Below are 26,250 nucleotides of genomic sequence, written 5' to 3'. Positions count from 1 at the left end.
TTAACCTGAACGACGCTGTAGTTGACTTATTCAAGTGCAGCGTCGCGGATGGCAAAAGCCAATATGAAAAACGATAAAAAAAAGCCGAATAATCTCAGGACTGCGCTGATCTTGTTTTCAGTTGCCATCATCTTTTTTGCTGGTGTCATTTTGAAACAGACCCTGCGTTTTTAAAACGGAAACTGCATGGCTGAGCAAGACCCGAAATTGTCAGATATAAGTAAAAAACTCAATGCGACCATGCTCGGTAAGTTGATCGTGATTGCGATAGTGATGTTTGGATTTGGTTATGCTTTAGTGCCGATTTACAAACAAATTTGTGAAGTGACTGGTATCAATATTTTGACGCCTAAAGATATCTCTGCCAAAGAGTTATCGAATTCACAGATTGATCGTAGTCGTGAAGTCACCATTGAGTTTGATGCCAACACGCAAGGACCATGGCGTTTTCGGCCAACGGTGACGAGCATGAAAGTGCATCCTGGCGAGATGTCGCAGATTGTGTATGAAGTGGTCAATAAGCAGTCGTATAAGATGGATGCGCAAGCGATACCCAGCTATGCACCACAACAAGCGAGTGCGTATTTCAAAAAAATAGAATGTTTTTGTTTTAAGCAGCAAACGCTGGAACCCAATGAGGCGCGGCAAATGCCGGTGGTGTTTTATATTGATCCGGCTTTACCTGAGGATGTCAAAACAATTACGCTGTCCTATACCTTTTTTGAGGTCGGCGGGGCACCGAAGTTAAGTAGTTCGACAGAACAAGGTAAATCATGAGTGAAGTAGAAGAAACAACGAAACCTCAGGTGAAACAGCAAGCCTCGTTTTTTAAAGCAATGAAAGCGGTGTTTTGGTCGTTTCTTGGTATTCGTAAAAAAAATGATTATGAGCAGGACGCAGCAAAGCTCAATCCGGTTCACGTCATCATTGCCGGATTGATCGGAGCACTAATTTTTATTTCAACTTTAGTGTTGATCGTTCGGCAGGTAGTCGCAAAATAACAATTTAAGTAAGTATATTCAATTGCATCAGGAGATGGAAATGAGTTCTTCAAACGCGAAAGCGCCTTATTATTTTGTACCAGGGCCATCTCAATGGCCAGTGCTGGCGGGCTTTTCTCTGCTAGTGACCATGTTTGGCGCATCTGCCTGGGTCAATGGCTTAGGCTGGGGGCCATACGCGAACGGTATTGGTATTTTCTTGACGCTGGTGGTGTTGTACAACTGGTTTGGCGATGCCATCGCCGAATCCGAAGGTGGAAAATATAGCGAGCGTATTGATACGTCTTTCCGTTGGAGTATGAGCTGGTTCATTTTCTCTGAAGTGATGTTCTTTGGTGCATTCTTCGGCGCTTTGTTCTATGCGCGTAGCATCTCTATGCCATGGTTGTCTGATCTGGACCATAAGGTCTTATGGCCGAATTTCTCTGGTCAATGGGGCAATACGGGGCCAGCGGGAACGATAGAAGCATTCAAAACCATGACGCCTTTTCCTATCCCGACGATCAACACGGCTTTGTTGTTGACATCTGGGGTCACGCTGACGATTGCGCATCACGCACTGCGTGCTGGTCATCGCTCTCAAACGGCGTTCTGGTTGTTTGCGACGATTTTGCTCGGTGCCACTTTCATGGGTTGCCAGGCGTATGAGTATATCGAGGCTTACCATGAACTAAATCTGAAATTAACCTCCGGTATTTACGGTTCTACGTTCTTCATGCTGACTGGTTTCCACGGCTTCCATGTGACCATGGGCGCGATTATGTTGTCAGTCGTGTTGTTCCGCGTCATGAAGGGTCACTTTACGCCTGAGCAGCATTTCGCGTTTGAAGGGGCTGCATGGTACTGGCACTTTGTTGACGTCGTTTGGCTGGGTTTGTACGTGGTTGTATATTGGCTCTAAGTTGCCTGGCTGTTCGTTGCTTACTTCGCTGTTTGAATGAGCATCACCATGTAAAAAGCCGCACTTTCTCAGTGCGGCTTTTTTATACGGGGAATGAGGTTTTATCTGATGCCAGTGGGTTGTATTAAGCCGAAATGATTGGCCAGCAGAATCAATAAAAACAGACTGATAGAAAAGCCAACGCGAAACGCCAGTGCTTTGACGGTGCGATTGCTGCGACCTTTATCTTTCATCAAAAATACCAGGGCAGAGCCCATACTGAATATAATCAGAAAAAAAGCAATGGCGACGAGAATTTTCATACTTGAACTTTGCTAAGACGTCATACTAGTTGAATGATTTTCCATTGTAATACTTTCGTCATGCGCTTATGTTTATTTCCTTTCGATTGAAGTTTTTTCCCTTCGTTGCTACCGTCGTGGTGGTTAGTATTGGCATCGGTTTAGCCCAATGGCAGACGCGACGTGCTCTGGAAAAAGAACAGATCGCCAGCCAGATCAGTACACTTGCTCGGATGCCGGCGCAGCGCATCGCTGCTGATAAAGCCTTATCGACGGTGCCAGTATTTAGTAAGGTTTTACTACGTGGTGAATTCGTCGCGCAATGGCCACTCTATCTCGATAATCGTCCTATGCAGGGCAATGCAGGTCTGTACGTGTTGATGCCGTTTCATCTCGAAGGCACTCAGCGCAACGTGCTGATCGCACGGGGTTGGCAGGCACGAAATCAGCAAGACAGAAAGACTGTGCCCACGCTGATAACGCCAACAGGCGTCGTGGAAATTGAAGGCGTGCTGCGTGATAAGCTAGATAGAGTGATGCAATTAGGGCAGCCAGATGCTTTAAAGCCTGGTGCTATTGTGCAGAATCTTGAAGTAACGGGTCTGGCACAACAAAGCGGCATAGCGCTGGAGCCGCTCATCGTGGAACAAACGTCGGATACTTCCGACGGCTTGTTGCGACATTGGTCTGTGCCGTCTGCCGGTGCTGAAAAACACCGTGCCTATGCATTTCAGTGGTATGCCTTATCGGGCATGGCATGTTTATTTTTTGTAGTGACAGGAATTCGTCGTGGAAAACACAAAGTATCAAACAGCAATGACAAATCAGACACCAACAATGCAGCAACACAATAATGCCGCCAAAGGCCGCTGGAAACTATTTTTGGTCATCGCTATTTGCGCGGCTCCGATGATTGCCTCGTACATTGCGTATTATGTCATTAAGCCTGAAGGGCGCACCAACTATGGCACGATACTCGATCCACGCGAACACCCAATGCCAGAACTGCACGCGCATTTGCTGGGTGATACCACGCCTGTGAATGCAGGCAAAACCACGGGATTAGAAGCGTACCGCGGCAAGTGGATCATGCTTAGTGTTGATAGCGGTGATTGTGCGGATGCCTGTCAAAAAAAGCTGATTGATGTGCGCCAGCTCAGATTAACTCAGGGCAAAGACATGGACAGGATAGAGCGCGTCTGGCTATTAATGGATGAGCAAGCAATCGCGACCAGTCTGTTGCGCGAACACGATGGTTTGCATGTTTTGCGTGCTGATGCCAAGGCGCTCAAAGGCTGGTTGCCCGCCACCAATGAATCAGAAATCAGCGATCATATATACTTGATCGACCCTCTAGGAAATCTGATGATGCGCTTTCCTAAAGATGCTAATCCGAATCTGATTAAAAAGGATCTGACCAAGTTGCTGCGCGCATCAGCAATAGGTTAAACATTATGTGGTTACAACTTGCTTTAACTGGACTCGGTGTCGCGGTCATTCCGTTGTGTATTGTGTTCTTATCAAAAGAAACAAATAAACATCGCAAACTGATCGCGGTCACCTTAACGTTGACGTTTGAACTCATCATGTTTGGTGCGTTTACCCGGCTGACTGATTCCGGTCTGGGATGTCCCGATTGGCCGGGCTGTTATGGACAAGCGAATCCTTTGTTGTCTCATGAAGCGATCAAAGCCGCCGAAGTCGCTATGCCACATGGACCAGTAACAACACAAAAAGCCTGGATAGAAATGGTGCATCGTTATCTGGCGATGAGTGTTGGTGTACTAATCTGTGCTCAGGTCTTGCTGGCTTGGATGCGAAAAAAGACGACTGATATTTCACCGTGGCTGACCACCTCTGCTTTGCTTTGCGTGTGTGTACAAGGTGCTTTTGGTGCGTGGACGGTCACGCTCAAATTACAACCTGTTATCGTGACCACCCATTTGTTATTGGGCATGGGTCTATTGGCTTTGTTAGCGGCTGTACTTGAACAGCATAGTCACCAGATTAAGCATGTCTCCAGTATGGCTCCCAATGCAGCAAAAGCGTTGATACTGCCCGCGACGTTTGCTTTGATTCTCTTGTTTATACAGGTCGCCTTAGGTGGTTGGGTAAGCACTAACTACGCAGCACTCGCTTGTCAGGATTATCCTTTGTGTCACGGTCAAGTCGTGCCAACGATGGATTTTGAACATGGTTTTAGTCTCTGGCGTCAGCTAGGGATGACCACTAATGGAGAGTACTTGCCTTTTCCTGCCTTAGTTGCGATACATTGGTTACACCGGAACTTTGCCTTGCTGGTAATAGTGGTGGTGAGCTATGTAGCATGGCAGGCAATGCGCACACCAGGGTTTGAGTCACTAGGAAATAAATTGTTGTTGGCAATTGTTTTACAGTTCCTGATCGGGGTGTCGACTATTTTCTTTTCTTGGCCCTTATTATTAGCAGTTTTACACAACGGCGGTGCGGCAATGCTAGTCCTGTTGCTGACCATGTTAAACTATCGCGTTAGGCATGCCAGCCATGCCCTCAGTTCACCCATTTAACATGACCACTTTAAGTTTGCCCTCAAACCGTTTAGCCCAATACTGGGCATTAACCAAACCGCGCGTTACTCAATTGGCGGTATTTTGTGCCGTTATTGGCATGTTTCTCGCTACCCCTGATTTGCCTGACTGGCATGTCGTAGTAGCAGCGACCATCGGTATCTGGTTATTGGCTGGTGCTGCATTTGCGATTAACTGTCTGGTCGAGCGTGAAATTGACGCTCGTATGGCGCGCACTGCACGTCGTGCCACAGCGCAAGGAGAAATCAGTGCCTTGCAAACTCTGGTATTTTCTGGTGTGATTGGCGGCATCGGTATGTGGGTACTCAACACCTTGGTTAATCCACTCACGATGTGGCTAACGTTTGTGACCTTTGTCGGTTATGCCATTATCTATACGATCATTTTAAAACCGGCAACGCCACAAAATATTGTGATTGGCGGTTTATCCGGTGCGATGCCACCTGCTTTAGGTTGGGCAGCGGTTGCCAATGATGTGCCTATGCAAGCTTGGTTGCTGGTATTGATTATCTTTATCTGGACACCACCGCATTTTTGGGCTCTGGCGATGTATCGCCGTGACGATTATGCACGTTCGGGGTTGCCGATGTTGCCGATTACTCATGGACCTGAAATAACACGCTTGCATATCTGGCTCTACACCATTGCTTTGTTTGCGACCACGATGTTGCCGTATGCAGTACATATGAGTGGTTTGATTTATTTGTTTAGCGCTGTGGTGCTGGGTGGGATCTTCCTGTGGTACGCATGGCAAATGTATCGCAATTACAGCGATATTCTGGCGCGTAAAACCTTTGCTTACTCGATCATTTATTTGTCCTTGTTGTTTGCCGCTTTGTTGGTCGATCACTATCTGAAGTTTTGATTATGTTAAAAAAAATTCTGTCTTGTTTTTTGATTACCGGTCTGCTGACGCTGTTAGCGGCTTGTAATCCTCCTGCTGAAAAATTTTCAAACACCGACATCATCGGCATCGATTACGCCAAGGATTTTGCGCTGACTGATCACAATGGCAAGGCACGTACTCTGGCTGACTTTAAAGGCAAAGTGGTGATCATGTTTTTTGGTTATACCCAGTGTCCTGATGTCTGCCCGACGACCATGGTAGAGATGGCAAATGTGATGCAACAATTGGGACAACAGGCAGACAAAGTGCAGGTGATTTTCGTCACCATTGATCCTGAGCGCGATACGCAGGCTTTGCTGGCGTCTTACGTGCCGAATTTTGATCAACGTTTTTTAGGTATGTACGGTGATGCTGCGGCGACCGCCAAAATCGCTAAAGATTTTAAAGTCTATTACCAAAAAGTCCCTGGCAAGACGCCGACCAGCTACACCATGGATCATACGGCTGGTAGCTACGTGTTTGACACGGATGGGCACATACGCTTGTTCTTAAGCCTTGGTCAAGGAATAGAGCCTATCGTGCATGATTTGAAATTGCTACTTAAGTAATTTACTTCAATACTTTATTGAAGTCGAAAAAAAAGCACTCAATTTCTGAGTGCTTTTTTGTTGATTGCAATTTGTTGAGTGCTTAAGCGTAATTCGCTAAAGCGCCCTTCATTTTTTTCAATGCTGCGCTTTCAATCTGGCGGATACGTTCTGCAGAAACGCCATATTCATCAGCCAATTCATGCAGTGTCGCACCTGAGCCGTCGTCATTTTTTAACCAGCGCGCTTCGATGATGTGACGTGAACGCGCATCCAGTTTTGACAAGGCACTTTCCAGACCTTCGCTTTGCAGGCGATCATACTGGCGAGTTTCCAGCACTTTGGTTGGTTCGTCAGATTCAGTTTTTAAATACGCAATAGGTGCGAATTTTTCATCGTCGTCATCCGTCGGCGCATCCAGTGCAATGTCATGACCTGACAAACGCATTTCCATTTCAATGACTTCTTCGCGTTTGACATCCAGTGTTTTTGCCAGCGCATCGATTTGCTTAGGAGACATCGTCTCTAAGCCTTCTTTGTGGCTACGCAGATTGAAGAACAATTTACGTTGCGCTTTAGTCGTTGCTACTTTCACCAGGCGCCAGTTTTTCAAGATGTATTCGTGCATTTCAGCCTTGATCCAATGCATGGCATAGGACACAAGACGTACGCCCTGATCAGGATCGAAACGCTTAACGGCTTTCATCAAACCGATATTACCTTCTTGAATGAGATCTGCATGTGGCAGACCGTAACCCAGATAACCACGGGCAATAGAAACAACTAAACGCAGATGTGACATAACCAGTTGTTGCGCTGCGCCCAGATCATTGTCAGCACGTAAGCGGCTGGCGAGACTGATCTCTTCTTCGTGCGTGAGCATAGGCAGGCGATTGACTGCTGAGATATAGGCGTCAATATTTCCGAGCGTGCCACTGAAACCCAGGGCGAGCGCTTTGCTATCTGTTGCCGGGATAAGTTGTGTCGAAGTCATTGCGATGGTTCCTCCTCATTGCTGCCAGTTTCAATAAAAATAGAAAAACTAGCTGTATAAGCCCTTATATTAGCACTCTCTTGAGAAGAGTGCTAATAGTTGGAATTGATGCTCAAATCTGAGTGCGGCAGGCTGATGAATTTGCCTTGCAGAAAGATTTTTTGCGTCTATCCTCGTTATCTGTATGTGTTTTATCTGGGATAAACCGTCTTAGATAACGATAGTGCCTGACTGGGTAAAGATCTTGATATTGCACAAGAAAGCACAAATAACGATATTAAGAGTCCAATTTATCCAAAAAGTTGCATGAATTTGGAGAAAATCCGGTGTTAGCTAGCGCGCGCCAATTGTCGGCGAACCGATAAATACGCACCACATAGCCCTAAAAACATGCTAAATGCGAGCAAAGCAAGGCTAGGAATAATCCCTAAAGGCGTGAGCCGGAATTCCGATGCGTAGAGTTTGGCAAAATCGGCAATTGCCTGATTTAAAGGCTGCAAGGACGCCGCAATTGCGCCTAGTGCCACTGCCCCAGCCAGTAAGCCGAGCAGGGCACCTGTGTAGTAATAGGGCCGGTGGATGAAGCTATTGGTCGCACCTAACAAGCGCGTGACGGAGATTTCTGCCTGATGTGAAATCACTTGCAAGCGAGTTGCATTAAAAACCACCACTATGACAACTACTCCCAAAGTAATTGCCAGGAACAACAAACCCATTTGTAAAATTTGCACTAAAGCCGCCAGACGTTTAACCCAGGCCGAATCTACCTGAACCACATCAACATCTTGTAAAGCTTTTAATTTTTCAACCAAGCTGTCCAATTTCTCTGCATCGTTGTTCGATAGCGATAAGATATAGGCGTCAGGTAGTGGATTGCCACCTAGGGTCGACAACACTTCCGCCAGGCTAGACGAGTCTTGCATCGCAGCGAGCGCTTTTTCTTTGGGAATAAAAGCCAGTTTGCCATTGATCGCATTTTCTTTGAGCAAGCGTTTGATTGGTACCGATAAGGCAGTTGCGCTGTCACGCGCTGTGTCTGGGCTGACAAAAATACTGATTTCAGGTTCTATGGATAATTGTGAAGAAATCGGTTTGATGTTTTCAATCAATGTCAGGCCTGCGATAGGCAAGGCCAGTGCAATTGCAACCACTAACACATTAAATAAAAAATTGCCGGTACCTGCACGCAAGTGGGTGTAGGCACTTTTTAATGCAAACAGATGCTCACGAAACCAGATGGTCATGGGTTTATCCTTGAAATAAGATATCAGGCGGCGATGGAAGAATTCCAGGAATCAGTGATCTGGCCTTTGCTCAGATAAATCACACGGCTGGCCTGATCCAGAAACTGTTCATCGTGGCTGGAAATCAGGCACGTAACACCAGCGCTCTGAAAAGCTTTTAAAGCACTCAGTACCTTGTTCGCATTTTCTCGGTCAAGAAATGCGGTCGGTTCGTCGGCCAGAATGATTTTAGGACGGTTGACGATTGCGCGGGCAATCGCAACGCGTTGTTGTTCACCACCAGACAAAGTCAACGGGAGCGCATTGGCCTTTTCCAGCATCCCTACTTTTTCTAAAGCGACGCGGGCGCGTGATTCGGCTTCTTGCGCCGCGGCTCCTGTCACGATCAGCGGTAACATCACATTCGATAAGATGCTGCGATCATTCAGTAGCTTTTGATCTTGTAAAATCAAGCCTAGCTTACGTCGCAGGTAAGGCAAGCTGCTGGTTTGCAACTTGCTCACATCCTGACCATTGACCATCACCCGACCAGTCGTTGGCTTCTCAATGCCAGCAATCATCTTCAATAAAGTCGATTTCCCTGCACCGGAAGGGCCAGCTAAAAATATCAGCTCGCCATCTGGTATCGTCAGGGAAATATTGCGCAAGGCGCAGGCGTCGCCAGCATACAGTTTAGAGACGTTATCGAATTCGATCATGGCGGTGTAATGTCCGTACTATCGTTAAATTTAATTGAACAAAGCGTCGACAAATTCTTGCGCATTAAATGGCTGCAAATCTTCAATTTGCTCACCAATACCAATGAAATAAACCGGGACCGGGCGGTTCTTAGCAATCGCTGCCAGCACGCCACCTTTGGCGGTGCCGTCTAACTTGGTAATCACCAGTCCGGTCAATTGCAGTGCGTCGTCAAAGGCTTTGACCTGTGCCAACGCGTTCTGCCCCGTATTGCCATCGATGATGAGCAATATCTCTTGTGGTGCGCCGTCCATACCTTTTGCAATGACACGTTTGATTTTCTTCAATTCTTCCATCAAATGCAATTGCGTAGGCAGACGACCAGCGGTATCCACCATCACCACATCCGTACCCTTAGCGCGCGCGGAGGCGACCGCATCAAACGCGACTGCTGCAGGGTCGCCAGATTCTTGCGAAATCACTGTGATGTCATTGCGCTCACCCCAGATCGTCAACTGTTCGCGTGCGGCAGCACGGAAGGTGTCACCCGCGGCGAGTAAGACCGACTGGCCGTGTACTTGCATATGCTTGGCCAGTTTGCCTATCGTGGTGGTTTTGCCAGCGCCATTGACGCCAGAAATCATCATGACCATAGGTTGATGACGGCCGAGTTCCAAAGGCTTTTGCAGTGGCGTCAGCAATTCGAGTAATAAAGCCTTGAGTGCCGTTTTTACTTGTTCTGCTTCAGTTAATTTTTCTTCTTTAACCTTTTTCTTCAAGGCATCAAGCAAAAATAATGTTGCTTCTACGCCAGCATCGGATGTCAGCAATGCTGCTTCCAATTCATCGTATAAGTCATCATCAATGCGTGCACCAACAAACAAGGTGGTCAGATTGGACGAAGTTTTTGCCAGGCCTGCTTTTAAACGGCTTAACCACGAGCGTTTTTGCTCTGCCGGGACAGGAACCGTATCAGCGATCAGAGCTGATGCAGGAGTCGGTTGGATGGCAACTTCGGTCGTGAATGGCGTCGCTGAAACCGTTTCAGTAACAGCAATTATGCTCTCAGAGGCAGGCGCAGCAACACTTTGCGGCGTTGGCGCTGGCTCTTCTTTGGGTTTTCTTTTGAAAAAGCTAAACATCGGGGATGATTTTGTCGGAAGATGGATGGCTGTCTACGGCCCACCCAAGTATTATAGAATGCTGCCATTCTAACAGACCGCGCCCGGTAATTCGATTTACCAGTGTCAAGCAAACAATGAAACCCAAGACTAAAAAGCCTGTATCCCCACAACGTGCCGCCCATCAGGTCAGAATTATCGGTGGCCAGTGGAAGCGCAGCCTGTTGAGCGTGATCGAGGCGGAAGGCTTACGACCCACCCCAGACCGTGTCAGAGAAACCACATTTAACTGGATTAACCATCTGTTTGACGCACATTGGACGCCAATAACCTGCCTTGACCTCTTCGCCGGCAGCGGTGCTCTAGGCTTTGAAGCAGCGAGTCGCGGTGCTGCACAGGTCGTGATGGTCGAATCCCATACCCCAGCTTTTAAGCAATTAGAGCAGGTAAAAGCCAAACTACAGGCCAACCAATGCCAGTTAGTTCGCGGTGATGCTGCTAAAGTGATCGCGAATGTGGCTGCACAAGGGCAAAAATTTGACCTTATTTTTCTCGATCCGCCATTTGAACAAGGTTGGTTGGAAAAAATATTGCCAGCATGCAAAGAAATTATTCATCCTCAAAGCTGCGTCTATGTCGAATCAGAATTTGCATTAGATCCTGAAAGCCCAGAGGAGAACATGCAAGTTTTGCTGAGTGGTTGGCAGTTAATACGCGCTGATAAAGCCGGAAGTGTGTATTTCCATATTCTGCAACGCAGCATTTGAGTACGTAAAACGCGCGAAAATCAGGCATAATGGCAGGTCAAATTGGTGCATATCATTATGCAATTAGCAAAAATAGGGAGTGAAGATGGTCACAGCCGTATATCCGGGAACATTTGATCCGCTGACACGCGGTCACGAAGATCTGGTGCGTCGTGCCTCGGGTTTGTTTGATACATTGGTGGTAGGTGTTGCGGATAGCAAGAGCAAAAAGCCATTTTTCTCTCTGGAAGAGCGTTTGAGTATCGCTAACGAAGTACTCGGTCATTACCCGAATGTGCGGGTAGAGAGCTTTTCAGGCTTACTAAAAGATTTTGTGCGCAAAAACGATGCGCGCGTGATTGTGCGCGGTTTGCGTGCGGTGTCGGATTTTGAATATGAATTCCAGATGGCAGGTATGAATCGTTATTTGTTGCCAGATGTTGAAACTTTATTCCTGACACCGTCTGACCAGTACCAATTTATCTCTGGCACCATCGTCCGTGAAATTGCGATGTTTGGCGGCGACGTGTCTAAATTTGTGTTCCCATCAGTGGATCGTTGGTTGAAGCAAAAAGTAGCAGCAGCGAACGAAAATAAATAAGCGTTGCTGCATAGAATTTTAGTTATGGCGAAAAAATCAGGCTTGGCAGGTTGTTGAGCCAGCCTGATGCAATGAAAGAGAAGTGAGTAAGTATGGCCTTAATGATTACCGACGATTGCATTAACTGCGACGTATGTGAACCGGAATGTCCGAATGATGCGATTTTCATGGGGCCAGAAATCTATGAAATCGATCCACACAAGTGTACCGAATGTGTAGGTCACTATGATGAACCTCAGTGCAAACAAGTTTGTCCGGTCAATTGCATTCCGTTTAATCCTGAATGGCGGGAAAGTAACGCCGAATTGAAGGCAAAATACGAACGTCTGCAAGCAGCACCAACCAAATAAATTCTTGCCACGATGCGTGACCTGGTGTTTTTATTCGCAGCGCACCATATTGCGGCCTGAGCGTTTGGCGTCGTACAACGCGCGATCAGCTCTGGAAATCATTTCTTTAGCAACGATTACTTCATCGCCGTGGTTTTGTTTTTCCGACACGGTCGTCAGACCGATGGAAATACTCGTGTTGCAGCTACCCCCTTCAGATAGCGGAAACGCCTTCTCAGCGATGCTGCGGCGTATGCGTTCTGCCACCATCATGGCGTCTTGCAAATTGGCATTGATCAATAACACGACAAATTCTTCTCCACCAAAACGTCCGAGTGTATCGCTGAGTCGCAGTTCTGCTTTGATCCTACGTGCAACTTCGCAAAGTACATCATCACCGCCTTGATGACCGTATTGGTCATTCACTTTTTTGAAGAAATCAATGTCCAGATACATGCAGGCAATACCATAGCCCTGACGCCTTGCTCGACCGATTTCTTCCAGCGTGCGTTGTTCAACGTAGCGACGGTTGCTGACATTGGTCAGCGGGTCGGTGAGGCCGATGTAAGTCAGGCGTTCGTTGTTGATCACGTTTTCAAGACAAATCGCAATGATAGAGCCCAACCGTTGGATAAAGTCGGTTGCCATGCTCGATAAAAAACGATCCGCCGAAAAACTACCCAGATTGAGATAACCGATCAATCTTCCTTGTCGTATTAACGGAATCAGTGCAACACTGGCCGGCTTTTGGCTGAAACTGCGGAAGAACTGTTCATACAGATGACGTTCGTAAGGTCCCAGAACTGGTTTTTGTGAACTGATGCAGGGCGTCTGCAATTCGCGTTCGCTGCGAACAAACAACATATGTGGAAATTCGCGCAAATTGATGCGCAAATCGGTCAGCATTTGTTGCAAATCCTGGCGTGGATCAAGCAGGATCAGACTCACCATATCCAGTTCTGATGTTTCAGCGAGAGAGCTGAAAATACTGTTGATTAATTCTCTGAAATGGCTGGCACCGATGATTTGCAATTCAAATTTCTGGTGCCGCTCCATGATGTTTTGATTGCGATGTGCATGCTCAAGAATATCGTCCAGACGAGAGCGCAGCATGTTGTTTTCCAAACGCAATTCATCCATCGCTGATAAGCGCGGAGGATGTTTAGCAGAATAGGGGGCAGCACCATCCATCAATTTCTCTCAAGTTGCACATGCACAAAGTATGCAAGCTAATCTATGTGGTATTAAAAGGCAATAGCTATTTCGACGTCATCGCCTACTGTCAAAATGTGTCCGATACCATTCTCTACGATGACATTCATGCCAAACGTGATCTCGCCATCCACAATAGGATTAGCGCGATAAGATTGCAAGATATCCACTGGATTGGGTCCCACTTCGCCTGTCGTTTGATCCACTGCTGGCATGGGGCAGCGTGGGCAGGGTTTAACTGGACGTAATTGTATCCCATCGCCTATGCTGTAGGTCTCGGCATAGTCCTCCTCAAAGGCATCAATCCCGTCGAGTACGATATTAGGCCGGAAGCGATTCATTGGCACAGGTGTACGACCTTGCGCAATAGCTTTCTGGTTTAAGTCATCTAAAGAAGCCTGGGAAACCAGCAGCAGAGGGTAGCCATCAGAAAAACGGGTGGGCACTAGTTTGTCGCCAGTCCATTTGGTGTTGGCAAACCGTTGTGCTTGTTCGGAAAAACGCACTAAGCGACAAGATTTATTCAGAGCCTGACTAAACCAGGCGGCCGCAGCGTCGCCCGCGTCGTCAGCATGTAAAGCAAATTCCCAAATGACGACAGGAATCGCTTTTCCTGACTTGCTATCCGCCTGGGGGACTAAAGGCAATAATAAGCTTGGCATGTCATCGTAATCCACACACAAATTCTCAGCAGTGATGGTGCAACGTATGCGCGCCATCTGTGGATATTCGCGTTGACTGATAAATTGCCCTTGCAAATCCACCAGCATCCACTCTCTGTCATGTACACCACCCACACTTAATCCTGTCGCTGTGACTGTTGCTTCGGATACGCTAATGCCAGCGCAGGATTTGATTGGATAGATCGTTAAAACGGTGATATTAGGCATGACACTCCTTTAGACAAGCTGGTGTTGCATTGTGGATATCAGCTATTTTAATGTAAGTAGGCGGGTTTGCTAGGATACAGTTTTTCAGATTTTACCAATTCAATGCGATCACTTACCCTGAAACTGGCGACGATAAGCCGAAGGTGAAATCGTGAACTCGCGTGCAAAGTAACGCCGTAACAACAACCCCGAGCCGAAACCCGCATCAATCGCAATATCTTCGATAGAACGTTGGCTGGATTCGAGTTGTCGTTGGGCAAATGCCAGTCGTTGATGTAATAACCATTGACCTACTGTTGTGCCTGTCATTTTTTGAAAATGCCGGGTAAAACTACGCCGGCTCATCAAAGCGCGTTGCGCCAGTTGATCCAGATTATGTGATTCGGTCAGATGTGCAAGCATCCATTCCAGTATTTGTGATAAACGGTCATCACTGGCGAGAACCGGTATTGCTTGTTCTATGTATTGCGCCTGTCCACCTTGTCGATGCGGCGCCACTACCAGACGGCGTGCAACGGCAGCGGCGACATCCGCACCGTATTTGCTGCGTAAAAGATGCAAGCAACAATCTATTCCGGCAGCAGTACCCGCTGACGTCACGACATCACCAAGATCGACATACAACACATTAGGATCCAGATGAATATCCGGAAAACGCCTTGAAAACTCTTTCGCCAGTGCCCAATGCGTCGTTGCACTGCGTTGCTGCAATAAGCCCGCTTCAGCGACGACAAATGCACCCAGACATAAACCAACGATACGCGTTCCTGCTTTATGCGCCTTGCGTAAGGCGTTTAATGATTCCAACGGTGCAGGGCGCAAGTCGTTATACCAGGATGGGATGATGATCATATCTGCGCGTGACAACGCAGATAAGCCATAGCGCGTCTGGATAGAAAATCCGGCATTCGTTTTAACGACCTGCTCTCCGCTCTTCGCGGATATTCCGCAGACCTTGATCGCAAATTTCGGCAACGGCGTATCGCCATGCGACTCACCAAATACTAGGCATGGCACTGACAAATGAAACGGACTGATGCTATCAAATGCAACGATAGCGATATGGATAGTCTGTTCCACATCAATCATTTTTTTGCTTGAAATAGAATTTTTCATTGTGACCCGATTGTATCGAATATTGGCTATCGGGTCACTGCTCAAACAAAATGGTAAAGCGCAAAATAGCATGCAGTAACAGACATCTTCTTTAACGACTTTTTTGAAAGCTAGCCATGACAACGACTTCTCACTCCCTTACCCAAAAACGCGCCCTGATCGTGATCGACGTACAGAATGAATATTTCACCGGCAATATGTTGATTGAATATCCTGATCCAGCGGTTTCTTTGCGTAACATCGGTATCGCCATGGATACAGCGCGCGCGGCCGGTATCCCTATCTTAGTGGTGCAACATTCCGCACCAGAAAACGCGCCTATTTTTGCGCGTGGTTCCGATACCTGGCAATTGCATTCAGTAGTGCAGCAACGTCCCTACGATCATCTGATCGAAAAAAGCATGGCCAGCATCTTTGTTGGTACCGATGCTGGCGCATGGTTGAAGCAACATCAGATAGATATCCTCAGCATCGTTGGTTACATGACGCATAACTGCAACGCCAGTACGATCTACCAGGCGTCTCATGAAGGTTACACAGTGGAAGTGTTGAGCGATGCGACGGGGGCCTTACCGTATGCCAATCAAGCAGGCTATGCCAGTGCCGAGGAAATACATCGTGCTTTTAATGTTGTCTTTCAATCGAATTTTGCCGCTGTATGTACAACAGAGAGTTGGATCAATGCGATAAAAAATCAAACCGTCATCGAAAAAAGTAATGTATTAAGTTCGCACCTGGCGGGGCGGGGGCGCAGATAATTAATTTTTTTGGCGTGATATTGGCATCAATCTGAGCTGAAGGATTATTTAATTCAAGCAAATTTGTTCTTTTATTCATTATATTTTAAACAGTATAATTCTTAAAAATTAAATAATATGAAGAACTTGGGATCATTTTGATGAATAAATTTTATGTGAAGGTTGTTGTGTCAACTGTAGTATCCATGTATTTGGTAGGATGCGGCGGCGGTGGCGGATCAAATGTATCGACGGCTAGTGTGGGTAGTGGCAATACTGGCGGAAGTGTAACGCCTCCGCCTGTATTGCCGGTAACCTATACACGACAAGTTCCAGTGGCAGGTGATAGTTTTACTTATCAACATTTGGTTCGTGATGATCAAGGACAAAGCTGGACTTACTATTCAACAGAACAGTATGGAAATACATACCGTGGAGTGACCGGCAGCGCAAGTGTTCTAAACGATAAGTTGCCTAAAGCAGGGTATTTTTTTGCTGGAAAAAATACATCTGCTACCTTCTCTTATCTCAGCTTGTATGACGCAAATGGTGCAGAACTTTTGTTTTCTCCCCGGTCAGTTTCTTCCTTTCCATGTTCTTATTCGCAGAATTACCTTACCGCCAAATCGCCCTACTCTTTGGGCCAGACCTGGGATGTCAATATCACGTTGAATTGCACTTCAGGTAGCTCCTCAGTCACTTACAAAACTGTGCGAGATACTGGAAGTATTGTTGGTGTTGAAGACGTAAACGTTACGGCAGGTAAGTTTTCCACTTTAAAAGAAGTGGCAACAATAAAAGAGCTTACAACCTATACCCCACCTGGCGGCAACTATACAGATACAAGTAAGGATGTAAGTCGTACTTGCTGGCGCGATACGGTGAGCGGTCAGTATGTCAAATGCGTCACGACTGGTTTTGATTCCGACTTTCAGTCATCGAAACCCGGAGGAAGTAAAAATTTAATCATTACGTCGGAGTTGATTGGTCGCCTTAACGCCAGCAATGTCGGAGTTAAAGCGCTGCAAAGGTTTGCGGGTCGCTGGAATTTAACTATAGCTGGCAACACTGGCGTCAATTTGATCGAGATTGACCCAACGGGAACAGCCTCGTACCTGTTTGGTATCAGTGCCGGTGGACTTTCTACGGATTATTCAAGCAATCTACTTAATGCCAGTGTAAATAACGATGGGGATATTTCTATCACGATCAGCTCGTCCAGTGCTAACGGCATGAATGGGACTTTGAGCGGAAAGCTTGACTCATTGGGAGGAGGAAGTGGTGTAATCAATCTGAAGAATGGTTATGTGGCAAATTGGAAAATGTCTCGACAATAATATATTTGCGGATTCGTGATTATTTTCTCATTTGTCGGTGTAGTCTTTTTTGTTCTAAAAATGTTCTGCTAAGGCTTCTCAATATAAAAAAGACACTAGGTACTGTAAAACGTCATTAACCGGCTGACGAAGTTTTGTGTAGCTCTGTATTGAATTCTTTATTTAAAGTTGAGCCCAATACCATATATTGATGATGATTATATTTTTCTATGTTGATGGAAAGCGTGTTTAAAAAAAATGCCGCGAAAGATTTCGCGGCATTTTTTACTTCAAGTCTTTCTTATTTAGTGCATGCTTTGCCATGATCTGGACGATTGCCAGCTGCTTTTGCTTCGGCTTCAGTCATGTAGGAACCTTCTTTGGTTGTACCGTAATACTTAGCGCCTTCGCAATGGTAAACTTTGGAGCTCGTGTTAACCCACACTTTACCTGCGCCACCGCCGGCCGCTGGTGCAGCGGCTGGTGTCGTTACTTTGGCTGGTGCAGCTGCGGCTGGAGCTGCTGGGGTTGCTGCGGCTGCTGGTGCGGCTGATGCTTCCGCAGTTGCCCATTCTTTCACGCCTTTGTGACCTGAGCATGCGCCTTTTTTACTTGCTCCAGTGTATGCAGTGCCGTCATTGCAAGTTGCAGAGACCGTTGCAGCATCGGCAGCCATGGCAGAATTTAACAAGCCTGCGGAGCCAGCAACAGATAAAACACATGCCAACAACATTGATTTGATTTTCATATTCATTTCCTCGTGTGGTTAAAAAATTAATTGCTCTTTGGTGTATCAGCCATCTTAGATAACGCAATCGTTAATGCTGCGCCACCCAGTGTTTTGATGAGACCAGAATGTTGGGCATAGAAATCACTCATATGCTCAACGATGCCTGCATCTTGCTGGTGTGCATGATCAGCAAGTTGTTGTATCTGGTCTGGCGAAATTTGTGCTGCTTGCTCTGGCGTGACTGTCGCGTTCGCACCGCCCAATTGCGCCAAAATTGCACTTAAGCCGCTGCCACCCGCACCACCGGCAATCGCGCTTAAGACTTGCGGTCCCATGCCACTCAACAATTGATTGAGCATGCCTGCTTGCTGATTTGGATTTGCTTGTCCAAATAATTGCCCAACCATTTGTGCAAATGCAGGTGTCTGGTCAGAATGAAACATCGTTGCCAAACCCTGGCTGATCAATTCAGCAGGTGAACCTTGTGCGATCTGATCAAAATGATTTTCTGCAGGAGAGTTGCCTCCGATAACTTCTTGTAACAAGTTTCCCAAACCAAATCCCATAATGTACCCCTGATGAGTAATCTAAAACATAAAAATGAACAAATATTGCGTTGTAGCGCACTAAGATCAGCCACCAAAGAAAAATTATCGTAACAATTTGTGAATCATTTGGCGACGGTTGATTCTATCGACAATTCATTTCAATGCGATTACAGAGTGATAATGTTTAAATTTTTTTAACATAAATTATTGGACGGACTTAACAAACTCGGAGTCTACTTATCAAATGTGCGCACGAATTCGCATTGAAGTGCGATGTGTGATGTGGGAACTAGTTGCCAGGAAAAAATGTCCTGTCTTTAATGGAGGTGTACAGTCCGAAACTAACTTACGATGTTTTGAGCAGCGACATACATTGCAGAGGTGGGGGTTGAAAGAAAGCGTAATTTTTTTTCGTTCAGCTCGGGCGGGTGTAAGCCGCCAAATTTCTATGAACGCAAGATCAGCGCGGCTTTTACCTTCCGCGCTGGAGTCCTACTGGTTTGTTGAAGTCGCAGGGGATGGAGTCAATACGTCCTTCAGTTCTACCAAGGCATTTCTTACTGCGGGTCCGCCAGCGTAGAACGTCAATTGCAATATCGTCTCGATGATCTGTTCTTTGCTGGCACCAATTTGCAGTGCTGCTTCGGCATGCGCCCGCAACTGCGGCATGGCGTGTCCGAGCGTGACACAAGAGGCAATTAATACCAATTGCCGTGATATCAGATCCAACCCTGGTCGCGCCATGACGCCACCAAAAGCCCAATCGATAGTCATGGTGGCGAAATCGGGACAGACGACTTTCATTTCGTCTATCATCGCTTGCCCTGCATGATTGCCGTGCAGTTGCGCGATTAAAGCCAATCCTTGTGAATAGGTATTTCCAGCTTGCTGTGGCATGTGAATTTTTCTCCCATTTTTAGAGGAACTATTTATCGGCAACGAGCTTGCCAGCTTTGGCCCAATCGTCGCGGGCAACTTCAGTGATCACAATGTCGATGCTCTCTGGAGGGCAATTCAACGTTTCGGCTGTTACTCGCGTTACTTCACAAACAAAAGCACGTTTTTGATCTAACGTACGGCCGGGGTGCATTTCTAAATGTAATAGAGGCATGAGATTTCCTTGATCATTGACGCTCAGGATTGAGCGCCAGTGGATGCAGTATTACTTGCATTCAAAGATAGATAAATATGCTATAAGTTGAGCCATTTAAAACCTACAGGTTCTTAATCATGAGCAAATTGGCTGGTATGGAAATGTTTGTCAAAGTAGTCGAATGTGGCAGCTTTACCGCGGCAGCAGAACTCAGTGGCGTTTCATCAACGATGGTGGCCAAGCATGTCCGTATTATTGAAGAACGGCTCGGGACACGGCTGTTACACCGCACGACACGGCGACAGCACCTGACCGAAGTGGGGCAACTTTATTACGATCGTTGCAAACAAGCACTGGCAGAAGTGGCTTTAGCAGAAGCAAGTGCGTCCGAGTTACATGCCACCCCGCGGGGGCTGGTTCGATTGGTCGCACCAGTCAGCTTCGGTAATCAGAATCTGGTCCCGGTATTGGCTGCGTACTTAGCTCGCTACCCTGATGTCAAGGTTGAATTAACGCTGGATAATCGTGTATCTGATCTGATCACAGATGGTTACGAATTAGGCATTCAGATTGGCGACATTGATACGTCATTCTCAGAATTAGTCGCCCGTCCGTTACGCCCTTATCGCAGAATACTTGCAGCAGCACCGACATATCTTGCTCAACAGGGGCATCCAGAACACCCAGAACAATTAAGCACTCACAGTTGCCTCGGCTTATCGTATTGGCGTCACCATGATAAATGGCATTTAATCGGGCCAGATGCAGAGACCTGTGAAATTGCCGTAAGTGGCAGATTCAGTGCAAATCAAGGCAGTGCTTTGCGCACCGCCGCCTTACTTGGCGCTGGCATCGTGCTACAACCGGAGATGTCGCTCGCTGAGGATATCGCCACAGGTCGCTTGGTGCATGTTTTGCCACAGTGGTCATTCAAACCAACGCCCATGTATCTCATCTATAGGCAGAATACTCGCCCAACAGCAAAGCTACGCAGTGTGATTGATTTTTTGGTGCAGCATTTTGGACTGGAACCGTAATGGATAAAACTTCTCGGCTAAGAAAGCCACAAGTTAAAATTTTTCAAATAACAATTTATCGATTGCTGAGAAACACAAAAAAATAGCCCTATGCGAATAGGGCTATTTTTGATCAGATTCGCTGGTGATTCCCAGCGATGTAAAACAGTACTTAGACGTTGAACAAGAAATTCAACACATCGCCATCTTTCACGACATATTCTTTACCCTCAGCACGCATTTTGCCAGCTTCTTTCGCGCCAGCTTCGCCTTTGTAGGTGATGAAGTCTTCAAACGCGATGGTTTGAGCGCGGATGAAGCCGCGTTCGAAATCGGTGTGAATTACGCCAGCTGCTTGCGGTGCAGTGTCGCCGATGTGGATCGTCCAGGCGCGTACTTCTTTGACGCCAGCAGTGAAGTAAGTTTGCAAACCTAGCAATTTGAACGCAGCGCGGATCAGACGATCCAGGCCTGGTTCTTCCATGCCCATGTCGGCCAGGAAGTCAGTTTTGTCAGCGTCGTCCAGATCAGCGATTTCTGATTCAATCGCTGCGCAAATCGCCACGATAGGCGCGTTTTGTGCAGCAGCAAACGCGGTCAATTGATCCAGCAATGGGTTGTTAGTAAAGCCAGAGTCAGAAACGTTAGCAACGTACATGGCTGGTTTTGCAGTGATCAGGCACAAAGGCTTGAGCAGCGCCATTTCTTCCGCATCCAGACCAAGCGCACGTACTGGTTTGGCATCGTTCAAGGCTGGCATGACGCGTTCTAACAAGGCGACCAGTTTGGCTGCATCTTTATCGCCCGAACGGGCTTTTTTGTTTTCGCGGTGGATGGCTTTTTCTACGCTGCCCATATCGGCCAGGGCCAATTCGGTTTGAATGACTTCGATGTCGTCCAACGGGCTGACTTTACCAGCGACGTGGATCACGTTGTCATCTTCAAAGCAACGCACTACGTTGACGATGGCATCAGTTTCGCGGATATGCGCGAGGAACTGGTTACCCAGACCTTCACCTTTGGAGGCACCAGCCACCAGACCGGCGATGTCGACGAATTCAACGATAGCGTTTTGAATACGTTCTGGCTTAACGATGTCAGACAACTGTTTGAGGCGTGGATCAGGTACTTCAACGATACCAACGTTAGGCTCAATCGTGCAGAAGGGATAATTTTCTGCCGGAATGCCCGCTTTTGTCAGTGCATTAAATAAAGTAGATTTGCCGACGTTAGGCAGGCCGACGATGCCGCATTTGAGACTCATGAAAATCTTTCTAAAACAAGGGGTTAGCGGTTTTATTGCATTTAACCAGAACGATGTTAAATGCGTATTGCATAAAACACACTGCGATGTGGGATCGGATCAAATCTGGGGTTGTTTAACAGGATTTTGTATCCGTTTTGTAGCCAAAAATTATGACGATTGTAACCTTATCAGACGCACTTATCAAACGACTCGCCGTAAATGACAGAAGAATATTGCGGGACAGAGTATTAACAGGATTTTGTATCCAAATGAACAAAAGAAGTCGCACTTTCATTGTTGCGTCGAGTTCAAATGGTGTTCAGGTGCGGATTTCGATTGGTCGTTGGCCTCTTTTATGCACTGAAGAAGCTCGTTCTATTGCTGAAAAGATATTGCGTAATTGCCGTGAAGGTAGAGGAACAGGGGTATCTAAACCGGAGAAATTACCGACACTCCGAGTACTAATATCAGACTACGCAAAGGCAAAAGGTATTAAAGCGTCGAGTCTTAAACGCTATGATTCAATTCTACGAACACATTTTTCAGACTGGTTTGATCTTGAAATAACAGAGTTGAATTCAATAAAGTTTTCCAAACATTGCTATGTATTTGCAAAGTCAAATGGTGCGGCAATTGTTGAACTAGGAAGGGGACTCATTGGCGCAATAATTCGATACGCAAACGCTGTGTTTTCTTTACAGCTTCAGAGTCCATTTACTAAATTAGCTGAAACTGGATTGATGCCTGATAAGGCCGAACCTAGAAAGCGCAAGCTGCAACATGAGGAACTAGCCTCTTGGTATGACGCAGTGCAACGACTTCCAAATAAGCAAAGAAATCTTTTAATGCTACTTGCAATGACCGGTTTGAGGAGAAACGAAGGTTGGTCGATTAAAAAAAAGCAAGTAGATTTCATTAACGGTATTCTTCATATTCCTGATACCAAAACTGGCCGCCCACATTCGCTGCCGTTGACGCCAATGTTAAGGAATCTATTAATAACGTGTTGCAACGGTATGAATGATGAACAACTTTTGTTTGATGGGGTTTCAGGAGAGCACTTAGCTAGTATGGCAGAAAGAGCTGGGGCACCTAAATTTATGCTCCACGATTTACGTAAAATGCTTGCGACCACGGGCGAGAACTTAGGCTTTAGTGATGCCGTATTGCGTCGCATATTAAACCATAAGGCGAATAAGTCAGATGTACTACACAGACATTATGTGCAACTCTCAATTATTGATATTTATGATCCACTTGTATCCATACAAAAGAAATTATTGGAATTGATGGTGGTGAAGTCTGAACAAACATGACGTAAATTGAACGTTACAAATAATGAACTAGATCGAATTACAATTGAGTCATATATTTACTGAACGTTACATTAAAACTGAGATTTGCAAAAATGAGCCAAAATAAAGAAACTTGCAATGATAACGATGAGTTAGCGTGGTTTAACCTCGAATCGTATTCAGAACTGAAAAATGAAAAAAATAAAAACAGTCCAAATTATATTCAATGGTATTCCCTCGTAAACGATCGTGTCAATTTGGAGGCAATAATTAAAGCTAGTAAGGATGACGTTAGGTTGAAGGAACTTGCTAGTACACTTTTTGAAAAACTTAAAACTCATCCGCTACGTCCGCTGGGGTTCGAGCATCATTATAGAGGGCGTCAGCATGAAACAAATACTTCTACTGTTAAGTCAGTAACTGAGAGTCGCCTAAATTATTTGTATTCGGCTATGACTAATAGCAAGGAAAGTAAATCATTTCTCGTGGACGAAATAATGATGGAGAATGCCGATAATGTCTTCGATGGTCTTGCTCATGTCATGATCGATCTTCGAGCAACAGATGAACAAATCTGTAGTGACTTCAAACTTTGGCTTAGTAAGTGGCGCACTAAAGTACCCAAGACTAAGGTAGTTAAAGGCAAATACAATAAAAAAATAAAAAGCTGGGCGAATGCGTTAATTGTGCCTTATATGGATCTGGAATTATTTTCGTTATTGACCAACATGAAGATAAAAAAAGCTAAAAAGCTCGAACTCCTTTTACCAAAATCGAAGATAGATGAACGTGAGTCGCAGAGAATACGGCTTAGTCAAATGAGGACGAAAGTTTTTAATCCAATGACCGTGCATGTTCTTGAGCATCTTAAAAATAAAAATTAATTAATTTCGGAGTAAACAAGCCCCCCCTCTTTTTTCCTCGGAGATTCTATTACTAAATTCCATAATTCTACAAATCCCGATTCATGTCGGGAGCACTTTTAATTTAATGAAAGTGTTTTGGATGTACACATGTACATGTTTATTTGTAATTTTTATAGGATTTAGATCATGAAGGAATCAATAGATTTTGAAAGAAATATTAATTTGGAAGAGGCCGTTCCCTCGTCTGAGAAATGCGTATTAGACGCTCATGAGTTGTTAAAGTCTGTAAGCTCTGGATTGAATTTCGAAGCCGTTAATGTGCTAGCCCTAGGTTATGCTGATGAAATACTTGAAAATTGGCTTCCTGATGGCTTCCTGATGGCGAACTGAGGGGGAAACAATATGTCGCTCTTAATCCTACCCGTGAGGATAATGGGCTGGGATCATTTCAAATTAATACTGAAACTGGTATGTGGGCTGACTTTGCAACTGACGATACAGGCGGTGACCTCATTAGTTTGGTCAAATATGTCAGCGGATGCGAATATCAATCTGAAGCTGCAATAAATATTTTGAAATTTATCGCAGAGTTAGAAAAATCGGAAGGAAAAGCGGCTAAAAAAAACGTGATTGTACGGAAAGCAAAGACAGATCCCGAATTTTCTGTCGTCATGCCAATTCCTGAAAATGTTAGACCGAGACCAGTATTTTTTCCAGGTCTTGGAACGCCATCTTTCACTTGGGAGTACTGCAATGCTGATAACCAAGTTATGTGTTATACCAATCGATTTGATACTGTTGGCGGTAAATCATTTCGGCCATTAAGTTTCGTAAAGGACGCAAGCGGATTTCAGAGCTGGCAGAACATCGCACCACCTGCCCCAAGACCAGCTTACGGTTTAAATCGCTTAGCGATTAGACCAGATGCACCTGTTTTATTTACTGAAGGTGAGAAAGCTGCCGATGCTGCCCAAGTACTTTTTCCTGACTTCGTCACCACAACTACGATGAACGGAGCACAGTCGCCTGATAAAACAGATTTCACACCTTTTGAAGGTCGTAATGTTTACATTGCGCCGGATAACGATGAGCCAGGCAATCAATATGCAAACAAATTAATTGAATTGCTAACGGCAAGTGGCGCTCACGTTAAAGCTATTTTAAAGCTCGAAGTATTTGCCAATGATGGCGCTTTGGCTATAGGTTACGATTTAGCAGATGCTCTCGCTGAAGGATGGACTCCGAACGCTATTGCTGAATTAGGTGAGCAATTATGGACTCCAGTCATAATTAACTCTGTTAATGACGTTAGTGATCCAGAAAACCAAATTAGAAGTAAGCGAAAGCGTAAAGAATCCGTTGAAAACGACAAGCCGCAAAATTTGACGTCTTTACAAAGGGCCGAATTGTTTGTGCAGACACAATACGGCGGTAAAGTTATTTATACTAATAGCCAGATCTATGGCTATGGTACTGGCTATTGGGAAATGTTAGATCAAGACGTTGATATTCGTCAGCCTATTTTAAATATGATGGATATTAAGGCTACAGCCAGCTCTGTTGCCAAAGTATTTGATTTAATCAAAATAAAATATGCAGCCCCATCAGATGTTTTTGCTCGAAAATCACCTTTAATTTGCCTAAATAATTGCACATTCAACCCGATGAATGGCGAAGTTTTATCGCATTCACCTGACTACTTTTTGGCTAATAAGCTTGATATTACATATGATCCTCAAGCCGATTGCCCTCTGTGGTTGCAGACATTGAATGAAATATTTGAACCTGATGAGGACAAAGCTGAGAAGATACAGCTGTTGCAAGAGTTCATCGGTTATTGCCTGATTGCCGATACTCGGTTACCACAATTTCTGTGGATGGTTGGTGCTGGTGGAAATGGTAAATCATTAATACTGGCCATTATTACCGCATTAGTCGGCAAGGATAATATTAGCTATGCTCAGATCGAAGAACTTGAGAAGGCATTTGTTCGTGCTGAATTACAGGGAAAGTTGGCAAACATCAGTTCAGAGATGTCATCTCAAGCAACTGTAGCTGATGGCTATCTCAAACAAATTACATCAGGCGATATTATTCAAGCTGAGCGAAAATTTCAGGCACCATTTTCCTTTAAACCTTATGCTAGGTTAATTGGTGCCACTGTAACCCTCCCGTAAAATCAAGCCATGCATAACCAGAGTTCTTGAGGCAAACTTATATGCCAAAGGAGAACAGAAATGCGTAAGAGCAGATTTACAGAGACACAGATCATTGGAATATTGAAAGCG

At 45.6% G+C, this 26,250-nt stretch carries 32 protein-coding genes; 19 read left to right on the top strand and 13 right to left on the bottom strand.

All coding sequences use genetic code 11. The annotated features are described in order from the left end of the window. The first annotated feature begins 48 nt into the window (after positions 1-48). From ACO0KY_RS12575 to ACO0KY_RS12560, 4 genes are read left to right on the top strand one after another with little or no spacing between them, the layout of a single operon-like run. The gene (locus tag ACO0KY_RS12575; RefSeq protein WP_423046515.1) at positions 49-174 is read left to right on the top strand and encodes a cytochrome oxidase small assembly protein; all 126 of its coding nucleotides are present in this window, start codon (positions 49-51) and stop codon (positions 172-174) included. A 12-nt stretch (positions 175-186) separates the two neighbouring features. Continuing rightward, on the top strand, positions 187-777 hold the full coding sequence (locus tag ACO0KY_RS12570) for a cytochrome c oxidase assembly protein (RefSeq protein WP_423046513.1): 591 nt from the start codon (positions 187-189) through the stop codon (positions 775-777). Further along, positions 774-1,001: a DUF2970 domain-containing protein gene (locus ACO0KY_RS12565; protein WP_423046511.1), complete on the top strand. Its 228-nt coding sequence runs from the start codon at positions 774-776 to the stop codon at positions 999-1,001. Before ACO0KY_RS12570 ends, ACO0KY_RS12565 begins: the two co-directional genes overlap by 4 nt. Before the next feature lie 40 nt (positions 1,002-1,041). Further along, complete coding sequence (locus tag ACO0KY_RS12560; RefSeq protein ID WP_186913503.1) at positions 1,042-1,902, top strand: cytochrome c oxidase subunit 3; 861 nt, start codon at positions 1,042-1,044, stop codon at positions 1,900-1,902. A gap of 101 nt (positions 1,903-2,003) precedes the next feature. Here ACO0KY_RS12560 and ACO0KY_RS12555 read toward each other — a convergent pair whose 3' ends face one another. Next, positions 2,004-2,204 (bottom strand): twin transmembrane helix small protein, encoded by a 201-nt coding sequence (locus ACO0KY_RS12555; RefSeq protein ID WP_186913504.1) that lies wholly within the window; start codon positions 2,202-2,204, stop codon positions 2,004-2,006. A 68-nt stretch (positions 2,205-2,272) separates the two neighbouring features. Here ACO0KY_RS12555 and ACO0KY_RS12550 point away from each other — a divergent pair, with 68 nt between their 5' ends. Genes ACO0KY_RS12550 through ACO0KY_RS12530 form a run of 5 tightly spaced genes read left to right on the top strand, consistent with a single transcriptional unit; the run spans position 2,273 to position 6,205 of the window. Beyond that, positions 2,273-3,037 (top strand): SURF1 family protein, encoded by a 765-nt coding sequence (locus tag ACO0KY_RS12550; RefSeq protein WP_423046508.1) that lies wholly within the window; start codon positions 2,273-2,275, stop codon positions 3,035-3,037. After that, positions 3,021-3,632 (top strand): SCO family protein, encoded by a 612-nt coding sequence (locus tag ACO0KY_RS12545; protein ID WP_423046506.1) that lies wholly within the window; start codon positions 3,021-3,023, stop codon positions 3,630-3,632. The genes ACO0KY_RS12550 and ACO0KY_RS12545 overlap by 17 nt, the downstream gene beginning before the upstream one ends. A 5-nt stretch (positions 3,633-3,637) precedes the next feature. Next, positions 3,638-4,729 (top strand): COX15/CtaA family protein, encoded by a 1,092-nt coding sequence (locus tag ACO0KY_RS12540; RefSeq protein ID WP_423046504.1) that lies wholly within the window; start codon positions 3,638-3,640, stop codon positions 4,727-4,729. Between the two features lies 1 nt (position 4,730). Continuing rightward, entirely contained in the window at positions 4,731-5,615 is an 885-nt protein-coding gene (gene cyoE, locus ACO0KY_RS12535; RefSeq protein WP_186913508.1) for a heme o synthase, read from the top strand. 2 nt (positions 5,616-5,617) lie between these two features. Beyond that, positions 5,618-6,205 (top strand): SCO family protein, encoded by a 588-nt coding sequence (locus tag ACO0KY_RS12530; protein ID WP_423046502.1) that lies wholly within the window; start codon positions 5,618-5,620, stop codon positions 6,203-6,205. An 82-nt stretch (positions 6,206-6,287) separates the two neighbouring features. On the opposite strand, the gene rpoH is transcribed toward ACO0KY_RS12530, so the two are convergent. The 4 genes from rpoH to ftsY form a co-directional block, all read right to left on the bottom strand. After that, the gene (gene rpoH, locus ACO0KY_RS12525) at positions 6,288-7,178 is read right to left on the bottom strand and encodes an RNA polymerase sigma factor RpoH (RefSeq protein ID WP_186913510.1); all 891 of its coding nucleotides are present in this window, start codon (positions 7,176-7,178) and stop codon (positions 6,288-6,290) included. Positions 7,179-7,507: 329 nt separating this feature from the next. Next, the gene (locus ACO0KY_RS12520; RefSeq protein ID WP_423046499.1) at positions 7,508-8,422 is read right to left on the bottom strand and encodes a cell division protein FtsX; all 915 of its coding nucleotides are present in this window, start codon (positions 8,420-8,422) and stop codon (positions 7,508-7,510) included. 23 nt (positions 8,423-8,445) lie between these two features. Further along, positions 8,446-9,120 carry a cell division ATP-binding protein FtsE gene (locus ACO0KY_RS12515; protein WP_423046497.1) on the bottom strand — a complete coding sequence of 225 codons (675 nt, stop codon included), beginning with the start codon at positions 9,118-9,120 and terminating at the stop codon, positions 8,446-8,448. A 30-nt stretch (positions 9,121-9,150) separates the two neighbouring features. After that, entirely contained in the window at positions 9,151-10,242 is a 1,092-nt protein-coding gene (ftsY, locus tag ACO0KY_RS12510) for a signal recognition particle-docking protein FtsY (protein WP_423046495.1), read from the bottom strand. Positions 10,243-10,358: 116 nt separating this feature from the next. On the opposite strand from ftsY, the gene rsmD reads away from it, so the two are divergent. The 3 genes from rsmD (at position 10,359) to ACO0KY_RS12495 (ending at position 11,918) form a co-directional block, all read left to right on the top strand. Then, the gene (gene rsmD, locus ACO0KY_RS12505) at positions 10,359-10,988 is read left to right on the top strand and encodes a 16S rRNA (guanine(966)-N(2))-methyltransferase RsmD (protein ID WP_423046493.1); all 630 of its coding nucleotides are present in this window, start codon (positions 10,359-10,361) and stop codon (positions 10,986-10,988) included. Positions 10,989-11,073: 85 nt separating this feature from the next. Further along, positions 11,074-11,568: a pantetheine-phosphate adenylyltransferase gene (gene coaD / locus ACO0KY_RS12500; protein WP_186913515.1), complete on the top strand. Its 495-nt coding sequence runs from the start codon at positions 11,074-11,076 to the stop codon at positions 11,566-11,568. Between the two features lie 92 nt (positions 11,569-11,660). Continuing rightward, positions 11,661-11,918, top strand: coding sequence for a YfhL family 4Fe-4S dicluster ferredoxin (locus ACO0KY_RS12495; protein ID WP_186913516.1), 258 nt, complete (start codon positions 11,661-11,663; stop codon positions 11,916-11,918). Positions 11,919-11,948: 30 nt separating this feature from the next. Here ACO0KY_RS12495 and ACO0KY_RS12490 read toward each other — a convergent pair whose 3' ends face one another. The 3 genes from ACO0KY_RS12490 to ACO0KY_RS12480 all read right to left on the bottom strand — a co-directional run bounded on the left by ACO0KY_RS12490 (position 11,949) and on the right by ACO0KY_RS12480 (position 15,115). Further along, positions 11,949-13,088 (bottom strand): DUF484 family protein, encoded by a 1,140-nt coding sequence (locus ACO0KY_RS12490; RefSeq protein WP_423046490.1) that lies wholly within the window; start codon positions 13,086-13,088, stop codon positions 11,949-11,951. Positions 13,089-13,141: 53 nt separating this feature from the next. Beyond that, positions 13,142-13,999 carry an MOSC domain-containing protein gene (locus ACO0KY_RS12485; RefSeq protein WP_423046488.1) on the bottom strand — a complete coding sequence of 286 codons (858 nt, stop codon included), beginning with the start codon at positions 13,997-13,999 and terminating at the stop codon, positions 13,142-13,144. Positions 14,000-14,107: 108 nt separating this feature from the next. Then, positions 14,108-15,115, bottom strand: a complete 1,008-nt coding sequence (locus ACO0KY_RS12480; protein WP_423046486.1) for a GlxA family transcriptional regulator — start codon at positions 15,113-15,115, stop codon at positions 14,108-14,110. 116 nt (positions 15,116-15,231) lie between these two features. On the opposite strand from ACO0KY_RS12480, the gene ACO0KY_RS12475 reads away from it, so the two are divergent. Beyond that, entirely contained in the window at positions 15,232-15,873 is a 642-nt protein-coding gene (locus ACO0KY_RS12475; RefSeq protein ID WP_423046484.1) for a cysteine hydrolase family protein, read from the top strand. A gap of 167 nt (positions 15,874-16,040) precedes the next feature. Continuing rightward, entirely contained in the window at positions 16,041-17,189 is a 1,149-nt protein-coding gene (locus ACO0KY_RS12470) for a hypothetical protein (RefSeq protein WP_423046482.1), read from the top strand. A 280-nt stretch (positions 17,190-17,469) separates the two neighbouring features. Here ACO0KY_RS12470 and ACO0KY_RS12465 read toward each other — a convergent pair whose 3' ends face one another. From ACO0KY_RS12465 to ACO0KY_RS12450, 4 genes are all read right to left on the bottom strand, one after another. Further along, entirely contained in the window at positions 17,470-17,916 is a 447-nt protein-coding gene (locus ACO0KY_RS12465) for a hypothetical protein (protein WP_423046480.1), read from the bottom strand. Positions 17,917-17,942: 26 nt separating this feature from the next. Beyond that, positions 17,943-18,464, bottom strand: a complete 522-nt coding sequence (locus ACO0KY_RS12460) for a hypothetical protein (RefSeq protein ID WP_423046478.1) — start codon at positions 18,462-18,464, stop codon at positions 17,943-17,945. 474 nt (positions 18,465-18,938) lie between these two features. After that, a complete protein-coding gene (locus ACO0KY_RS12455; protein ID WP_423046476.1) occupies positions 18,939-19,343 on the bottom strand; it encodes a carboxymuconolactone decarboxylase family protein in 405 nt (134 codons plus the stop codon). Between the two features lie 28 nt (positions 19,344-19,371). Further along, positions 19,372-19,557, bottom strand: a complete 186-nt coding sequence (locus ACO0KY_RS12450; RefSeq protein WP_422990429.1) for a 4-oxalocrotonate tautomerase — start codon at positions 19,555-19,557, stop codon at positions 19,372-19,374. 119 nt (positions 19,558-19,676) lie between these two features. Here ACO0KY_RS12450 and ACO0KY_RS12445 point away from each other — a divergent pair, with 119 nt between their 5' ends. After that, entirely contained in the window at positions 19,677-20,576 is a 900-nt protein-coding gene (locus ACO0KY_RS12445) for a LysR family transcriptional regulator (protein ID WP_423046474.1), read from the top strand. A gap of 151 nt (positions 20,577-20,727) precedes the next feature. On the opposite strand, the gene ychF is transcribed toward ACO0KY_RS12445, so the two are convergent. Further along, positions 20,728-21,819, bottom strand: a complete 1,092-nt coding sequence (gene ychF / locus ACO0KY_RS12440; RefSeq protein ID WP_422990433.1) for a redox-regulated ATPase YchF — start codon at positions 21,817-21,819, stop codon at positions 20,728-20,730. A 152-nt stretch (positions 21,820-21,971) separates the two neighbouring features. On the opposite strand from ychF, the gene ACO0KY_RS12435 reads away from it, so the two are divergent. The 4 genes from ACO0KY_RS12435 (at position 21,972) to ACO0KY_RS12420 (ending at position 26,139) form a co-directional block, all read left to right on the top strand. Then, a complete protein-coding gene (locus ACO0KY_RS12435) occupies positions 21,972-23,117 on the top strand; it encodes a site-specific integrase (RefSeq protein ID WP_423046472.1) in 1,146 nt (381 codons plus the stop codon). A 92-nt stretch (positions 23,118-23,209) separates the two neighbouring features. Next, on the top strand, positions 23,210-23,980 hold the full coding sequence (locus ACO0KY_RS12430) for a DUF6387 family protein (protein ID WP_423046470.1): 771 nt from the start codon (positions 23,210-23,212) through the stop codon (positions 23,978-23,980). A 168-nt stretch (positions 23,981-24,148) separates the two neighbouring features. After that, entirely contained in the window at positions 24,149-24,352 is a 204-nt protein-coding gene (locus ACO0KY_RS12425) for a hypothetical protein (protein WP_423046468.1), read from the top strand. 80 nt (positions 24,353-24,432) lie between these two features. Further along, positions 24,433-26,139 (top strand): phage/plasmid primase, P4 family, encoded by a 1,707-nt coding sequence (locus tag ACO0KY_RS12420; protein WP_423046466.1) that lies wholly within the window; start codon positions 24,433-24,435, stop codon positions 26,137-26,139. Positions 26,140-26,250 lie beyond the last annotated feature (111 nt).

The sequence above is a fragment of the Undibacterium sp. Dicai25W genome, from assembly GCF_049340505.1.
Lineage (GTDB): Bacteria > Pseudomonadota > Gammaproteobacteria > Burkholderiales > Burkholderiaceae_D > Undibacterium > Undibacterium jejuense.
This window is presented reverse-complemented; position numbering and strand designations above follow the sequence as displayed.

Bases quoted from the DNA above. Each gene is read 5' to 3' on its own strand.
- rpoH (WP_186913510.1), bottom strand. From the start codon at position 7,178: ATGACTTCGACACAACTTATCCCGGCAACAGATAGCAAAGCGCTCGCC.
- ACO0KY_RS12450 (WP_422990429.1), bottom strand. From the start codon at position 19,557: ATGCCTCTATTACATTTAGAAATGCACCCCGGCCGTACGTTAGATCAA.
- ACO0KY_RS12460 (WP_423046478.1), bottom strand. From the start codon at position 18,464: ATGGGATTTGGTTTGGGAAACTTGTTACAAGAAGTTATCGGAGGCAAC.
- ACO0KY_RS12555 (WP_186913504.1), bottom strand. From the start codon at position 2,204: ATGAAAATTCTCGTCGCCATTGCTTTTTTTCTGATTATATTCAGTATG.
- ACO0KY_RS12570 (WP_423046513.1), top strand. From the start codon at position 187: ATGGCTGAGCAAGACCCGAAATTGTCAGATATAAGTAAAAAACTCAAT.
- ACO0KY_RS12565 (WP_423046511.1), top strand. From the start codon at position 774: ATGAGTGAAGTAGAAGAAACAACGAAACCTCAGGTGAAACAGCAAGCC.
- ACO0KY_RS12495 (WP_186913516.1), top strand. From the start codon at position 11,661: ATGGCCTTAATGATTACCGACGATTGCATTAACTGCGACGTATGTGAA.
- ACO0KY_RS12575 (WP_423046515.1), top strand. From the start codon at position 49: ATGGCAAAAGCCAATATGAAAAACGATAAAAAAAAGCCGAATAATCTC.
- ACO0KY_RS12560 (WP_186913503.1), top strand. From the start codon at position 1,042: ATGAGTTCTTCAAACGCGAAAGCGCCTTATTATTTTGTACCAGGGCCA.
- ACO0KY_RS12530 (WP_423046502.1), top strand. From the start codon at position 5,618: ATGTTAAAAAAAATTCTGTCTTGTTTTTTGATTACCGGTCTGCTGACG.
- ACO0KY_RS12515 (WP_423046497.1), bottom strand. From the start codon at position 9,120: ATGATCGAATTCGATAACGTCTCTAAACTGTATGCTGGCGACGCCTGC.
- ftsY (WP_423046495.1), bottom strand. From the start codon at position 10,242: ATGTTTAGCTTTTTCAAAAGAAAACCCAAAGAAGAGCCAGCGCCAACG.
- cyoE (WP_186913508.1), top strand. From the start codon at position 4,731: ATGACCACTTTAAGTTTGCCCTCAAACCGTTTAGCCCAATACTGGGCA.
- ACO0KY_RS12550 (WP_423046508.1), top strand. From the start codon at position 2,273: ATGTTTATTTCCTTTCGATTGAAGTTTTTTCCCTTCGTTGCTACCGTC.
- ACO0KY_RS12490 (WP_423046490.1), bottom strand. From the start codon at position 13,088: ATGGATGGTGCTGCCCCCTATTCTGCTAAACATCCTCCGCGCTTATCA.
- ACO0KY_RS12425 (WP_423046468.1), top strand. From the start codon at position 24,149: ATGAAGGAATCAATAGATTTTGAAAGAAATATTAATTTGGAAGAGGCC.
- ACO0KY_RS12430 (WP_423046470.1), top strand. From the start codon at position 23,210: ATGAGCCAAAATAAAGAAACTTGCAATGATAACGATGAGTTAGCGTGG.
- ACO0KY_RS12445 (WP_423046474.1), top strand. From the start codon at position 19,677: ATGAGCAAATTGGCTGGTATGGAAATGTTTGTCAAAGTAGTCGAATGT.
- ACO0KY_RS12420 (WP_423046466.1), top strand. From the start codon at position 24,433: ATGTGGGCTGACTTTGCAACTGACGATACAGGCGGTGACCTCATTAGT.
- ACO0KY_RS12485 (WP_423046488.1), bottom strand. From the start codon at position 13,999: ATGCCTAATATCACCGTTTTAACGATCTATCCAATCAAATCCTGCGCT.
- ACO0KY_RS12520 (WP_423046499.1), bottom strand. From the start codon at position 8,422: ATGACCATCTGGTTTCGTGAGCATCTGTTTGCATTAAAAAGTGCCTAC.
- rsmD (WP_423046493.1), top strand. From the start codon at position 10,359: ATGAAACCCAAGACTAAAAAGCCTGTATCCCCACAACGTGCCGCCCAT.
- ACO0KY_RS12455 (WP_423046476.1), bottom strand. From the start codon at position 19,343: ATGCCACAGCAAGCTGGAAATACCTATTCACAAGGATTGGCTTTAATC.
- ACO0KY_RS12475 (WP_423046484.1), top strand. From the start codon at position 15,232: ATGACAACGACTTCTCACTCCCTTACCCAAAAACGCGCCCTGATCGTG.
- ACO0KY_RS12435 (WP_423046472.1), top strand. From the start codon at position 21,972: ATGACGATTGTAACCTTATCAGACGCACTTATCAAACGACTCGCCGTA.
- ychF (WP_422990433.1), bottom strand. From the start codon at position 21,819: ATGAGTCTCAAATGCGGCATCGTCGGCCTGCCTAACGTCGGCAAATCT.
- ACO0KY_RS12540 (WP_423046504.1), top strand. From the start codon at position 3,638: ATGTGGTTACAACTTGCTTTAACTGGACTCGGTGTCGCGGTCATTCCG.
- ACO0KY_RS12480 (WP_423046486.1), bottom strand. From the start codon at position 15,115: ATGAAAAATTCTATTTCAAGCAAAAAAATGATTGATGTGGAACAGACT.
- coaD (WP_186913515.1), top strand. From the start codon at position 11,074: ATGGTCACAGCCGTATATCCGGGAACATTTGATCCGCTGACACGCGGT.
- ACO0KY_RS12465 (WP_423046480.1), bottom strand. From the start codon at position 17,916: ATGAAAATCAAATCAATGTTGTTGGCATGTGTTTTATCTGTTGCTGGC.
- ACO0KY_RS12545 (WP_423046506.1), top strand. From the start codon at position 3,021: ATGCAGCAACACAATAATGCCGCCAAAGGCCGCTGGAAACTATTTTTG.